The sequence below is a fragment of the Wolbachia endosymbiont of Glossina morsitans morsitans genome, from assembly GCF_000689175.1.
Lineage (GTDB): Bacteria > Pseudomonadota > Alphaproteobacteria > Rickettsiales > Anaplasmataceae > Wolbachia > Wolbachia pipientis.
Genome location: NZ_AWUH01000190.1, coordinates 12,528 through 17,335 on the forward strand (window position 1 = coordinate 12,528; position 4,808 = coordinate 17,335).

Here is a 4,808-nt window from a genome sequence, read left to right on the forward strand (position 1 = left end):
CATGGCTTGCTCTCGGAATATATGGATTAATTGCATCACTTGGTTTCATTTCATTGGTATGGAACAATAGCATTGCTAGTGTCTTGGCACATGCCGCTGCTCCTGCAGGAACAGTCTTTTCGGCAATATGCTTAATCACAGGCAGCATCTGGGGAAAAGGAACCTGGGGCACTTGGTGGGTATGGGATGCAAGGCTTACTTCAATGCTGATTTTATTTTTCCTATATGTTGGCTACCTTTCATTGTGGAGCGCTTTTGATAATGAAGCGAGGGCAGAAAAATCAGCAGCAGTATTTGCCATCTTTAGTGCTATAAATATTCCTATAGTAAAATTTTCCGTGAATTTATGGTCCACTCTCCATCAGCCAGCAAGCATTTTGAGAAAAGGTGGAATAGCAATAGAAAGTTCCCTGCTGTTGCCACTGGTTGCAATGTTTATGTTTTGTGCCAGATTTTTTTTAGTAGTGTGGATACTGTATTCACTTTACTTAATTAAGTTATATAAGATAAAGAGAGAAATCAGTATGCGGTATTAGGCCGAGAGCTGAAAATAGAACACACCACATCACCAAGTAGCAAAGACATTGAATTCCTACTCGAAAAGATTAATGAAGAAACCGTTGATAAAGGTACGTGTAACCCATTTGCTTTTTTTATTCGCGATGATACTGAACAAATTATTGTAGGTTGTAGCGGTTTTGTTATCTATGGTTCAATTTACACTGACTTGCTTTGGGTGCACTCTGATTATAGAAGAAAAGGTATGGGAAAGCAGCTAATGGAAGAAGTTCATGATTATGGTCGTGAGATGCACTGTAAAATAGCAACCGTTGCAACCGTGAATTTTCAAAAAGCGAAAGTAATTTATGAAAAGCTTGGGTATAAGTGTGATCTTGTACGTCCAGGGTATGTTAACATGTATATTTTTGAAGAAAGTGTTGTGAGATGCACTGTAAAATAGCAACCATTGTAACCATGAACTCTAAAATATTTAAAGAGCCTACTAATATTTTTAAGGTAAATGTTCATGTGATTCCGCAGAATAATTCTGTTTTTTGATTCTATCTGTCCGTTCATCATTTTCTATATCTTGTTTGTTGGTTGCTTTTTTTTCTTGCTCAACAATTGCCTTATCTATCTCCTTATGAATTGCATCAATTGCTTTAATCGCACCTCCTTTTTTGTATACTTCGCTTTTCCCTTCAATAATTAACTTAATAAAAGTATTTACAACAGACTGCACTTGATTATGATTAACCTGACCTTTTGTCAAAGAAGGTAAAGAGTCTAATTCCATCAATACTTCTGGTGCTGTTTTATCTTGAGTGGAAAGTCCTAAATTATCTGCTACTTTACTTATTAATAACTCTCTGTGTTCTTTATTATCTTCCAATTTAGCATAATCACTCAATAAATCTATAACGGTAGATACTCTGACTTCAACAACATCATCAACATCTTCATCTTCTAGAGCAACTCCTGACCCCAATAACCTCTCTCTGAGATTTTCGCTTAAAAGATTGATAAATTCTTCATTTGCATCTGATCCTGTGGTTGATATTGTACCATCTAAATAGTTACTTTGAGCACCGAACCCATGCTCTATTTGTATTTTTGTCTCAGGTTTAAATCCTAATTTTGCACAGAATTTCTGAAAATATTCTTTAATAATGTCAAACAAGCTCTTGCCATTATCTTTATAATTTTTTAACTCTTTAGGAATAGTAAGTGACAATTTACCATCTCTGTATGTTACAAAGTCTTCACCATTGTGAGATTCAATTGTAAATTCCAATGAACTAGACAGATTACATATCTTATCGCCATGCATAACTTGATTTTTAACAGAGAGTATTGGTAGCCTCATATCAGATCTAATTCTCACATTATTTTGGTTAGCACAATCAATATTTATTACTTTTTTAGGATTTTCTACTATGAACGACTGTCCAAGTGCAAGTTGGGTTTGTATAAATGGAGCAGCCTCATACCCTGCTTGATTACAATTGGTAACTAGCTCTTCTAAAATAGCATCACTTGGAACTTCTGCCCCAGCGTATCTGAACATTTTTTTGAAAACTTCTTTTGCAAAGGAACGGTAATCCTTGTTTTCATCTTTCTCTGTTGGTAATAGATGGATATACCTTGGGCCAGCATTGTAAAATTCTTCAAATTCTTTCTTATATGAATCGGTTTTTTGATGATTGGCAGTTTTGGAATTTTCACAGTGATTTTTCCATAGCTTACCAAATGCATTACTTACAAGCTCTTTCTCAATATCTTCGAGTACTGAAGCAACAAAAGCTTTGCCATGATCCGTATCTATTTCTCTTGTTCCTTTTTTGTTAAATATTTCGTCATTATATATATCATCACTATTAAAAAGTTCGCTTTTGCGGTGCTTAGCTCCTTCCTTAAATGCAATAATAAGATTTTTATCTATTTCTTTTCCGTTAATAATAAAATTCATCCTTTGAAAATCTAAGAACATTGTTTCACCGGAATTCGCTAATTTATTATCTTGATCTGCTCTTAATTTACTAAAATTGAACTCTTTAGCTGTGGCCTTTAATCTAACTACTGGACTCTTATTATTTTTTCCTTTTGTCTCTTTCATAAATAACACCTTACTGTAAATATGCTGTAAGTTATATCATATAATGATGAATAATTTGGTAATATATNAAGAAAATCGACAGTATATTTCTTTATTTAATGGATGTAGGAAAGGCGTAGATTTCTCTTTCCATTTGTAGCGTACTGCATTAATATTTATGTATTAATCTAGAAAATATTGTAATTGTTGGTCTGCAATGGGGTGACGAAGGCAAGGGTAAAATAGTAGATTATCTTTCTGAGAATGCAGATGTAGTTGTGAGATTTCAGGGAGGAAATAATGCAGGGCACACTATAGTAGTAGATGATGAGGTTTATAAATTAAATTTATTGCCCTCTGCTGTTTTGAGGCCAGGCAAAATATCTATCATAGGAAATGGCGTTCTAATCTCAGAAATAGAGTCATTGAAAGTTAAAGGAGTAGACGTAAACTATAACAACTTGATGGTATCTGAGAGCTCTCCATTAATACTTAGCGTACATAAGGACAAGGAAAAGCTATTTGAAGATTTAAATGGAAATCACAAAATTGGTACAACAAATAAAGGGATAGGACCATGTTATGAAGATAAAGTTGGGAGGAGAGCTATACGCCTTTGTGACTTAGAAAACGCAGATGAGCTCAATAAAAGATTGGATACTCTTTTGAATTACCACAATGCTATCAGGAAAGGCCTTAACTACCAGGTAGTTAAAAAAGAAGAAATATTAAAGGAAATTCAAGAGATTTCAGAAAAAATTCTTTCATATAAAAAACCTGTGTGGAAGATATTAAATGACTTGATAAAAGAAGGTAAGAAAATAATATTTGAAGGTGCCCAAGGCGCATTTTTAGATATCGACCACGGAACTTACCCTTTTGTACTTACTTCAAGTAATGCTGTAGCATCGCAAGCAATAACAGGCTCAGGGTTATCCTCCAACGCTTACATTATTGGTGTGGTAAAAGCTTATACAACAAGAGTGGGCAATGGCCTATTTCCTACTGAGCAGAAAAATGAAGTAGGAGATAGCTTGTTTACTATAGGTAAGGAACTTGGAACAGTGAGCAATAGAAGAAGGCGTTGCGGATGGTTCGATGCAGTTTTAGTGCGCCAGGCCGTACAACTCTCTGGAGTTTCAAGCATTGTGTTAACCAAATTATATGTGCTTAATTTTTTTGATACAATTAAAATATGCACTGGTTACAAGTATAGCGAAAAAATGTATGATTATTTACCCGCATCGCATTCAATACAAGGGGAATTAGAGCCAATATATGAAGAGTTTCCTCGCTGGAAAGAAAACACTCAAGGTAAAAGGTCGTTTGAAACATTGCCTATCAATTTAATAAAATATATAGGGGTTAGGGTTAGAAAAATTAATAAAAAAAATAATTCATCTAATCTCAACTAGTCCAAAAAGAGAGGATGTTATTAAGCTTAAAGATTTCTGAAAACGTCTTTATATGTTAGAGCCTGTACGTAATCTCAAAAAAGAGATAAAGTGAGAGGATAAAGTATATAAAGTAGGATATGCGAAGTTTATAACCAAGTGACATAAGTCGAGAAAAGTTTGAGATTATTGTAGCAGATCTGGAATCTTGCAGAAAGAAGACAAAACCAAGAACACTTGATTTACATGATATATTTTGTGGAGTGTTATACGTGTTAAAAAGTGGTTGCCAGTGGAGAATGGTATCAAAAGAGTTCCCAAAATGGCGCAATTGTTACGACTATTTTAAGAAGTGGAGTGAAAAACCAGATGTAAATAAAGAAAGTGTTCTGGAGCTGGTATTAAAAAAAAATAATTGCGACAAAACAATGGTCGGAAAAGCTTCTGCATAATTGATGCACAGAGTATAAAAAATGCAGATACTGCTGAAGCTATGATGCAGGCAAGAAGATTTCAGGGCCGCATTGCAGTAGATACGCAAGCATGCAATTTATACAACAACAGCAGAGATAACTGACCGTAGCAGTGCTGTGAGAATGGTCGAAAATGCAAAAGAAAACCTCTCGGGAGTTAAAAATGTACTGGTTGATGCAGGCTATACTGGAGAGAATTTTGTAACTCAAATAAAAACGATTATTGGTGCAACCGTTGAAGTGATCAAAAGAAATGAATTACGTTCCTTTGTTGTATTGCCCAAAAGATGGGTTGTGGAGCGATCTTTTGCTTGGTTAGAAAAATGTAGAAGATTGTGGAAAAAT

At 34.6% G+C, this 4,808-nt stretch carries 3 protein-coding genes and 2 pseudogenes; 4 read left to right on the plus strand and 1 reads right to left on the minus strand.

Annotation, left to right across the window (positions count from 1 at the left end; all coding sequences use genetic code 11):
* Positions 1 to 536 (plus strand): cytochrome c biogenesis protein CcsA (gene ccsA / locus WGMM_RS04895; RefSeq protein WP_128080217.1); only part of this gene is annotated, 536 nt, incomplete at its 5' end.
* 68 nt (positions 537 to 604) lie between these two features.
* Positions 605 to 961: a GNAT family N-acetyltransferase gene (locus WGMM_RS05355; protein ID WP_240991953.1), complete on the plus strand. Its 357-nt coding sequence runs from the start codon at positions 605 to 607 to the stop codon at positions 959 to 961.
* Between the two features lie 51 nt (positions 962 to 1,012).
* On the opposite strand, the gene WGMM_RS04905 is transcribed toward WGMM_RS05355, so the two are convergent.
* Positions 1,013 to 2,617: a hypothetical protein gene (locus tag WGMM_RS04905; RefSeq protein WP_038250903.1), complete on the minus strand. Its 1,605-nt coding sequence runs from the start codon at positions 2,615 to 2,617 to the stop codon at positions 1,013 to 1,015.
* Positions 2,618 to 2,778: 161 nt separating this feature from the next.
* Here WGMM_RS04905 and WGMM_RS04910 point away from each other — a divergent pair.
* Both WGMM_RS04910 and WGMM_RS07400 read left to right on the plus strand, forming a co-directional pair.
* Positions 2,779 to 4,051 (plus strand): annotated as a pseudogene (locus WGMM_RS04910) (adenylosuccinate synthase).
* Positions 4,052 to 4,154: 103 nt separating this feature from the next.
* A pseudogene (locus tag WGMM_RS07400) lies at positions 4,155 to 4,808 on the plus strand (IS5 family transposase); the annotation flags it as partial.

Bases quoted from the DNA above. Each gene is read 5' to 3' on its own strand.
- WGMM_RS04905 (WP_038250903.1), bottom strand. From the start codon at position 2,617: ATGAAAGAGACAAAAGGAAAAAATAATAAGAGTCCAGTAGTTAGATTA.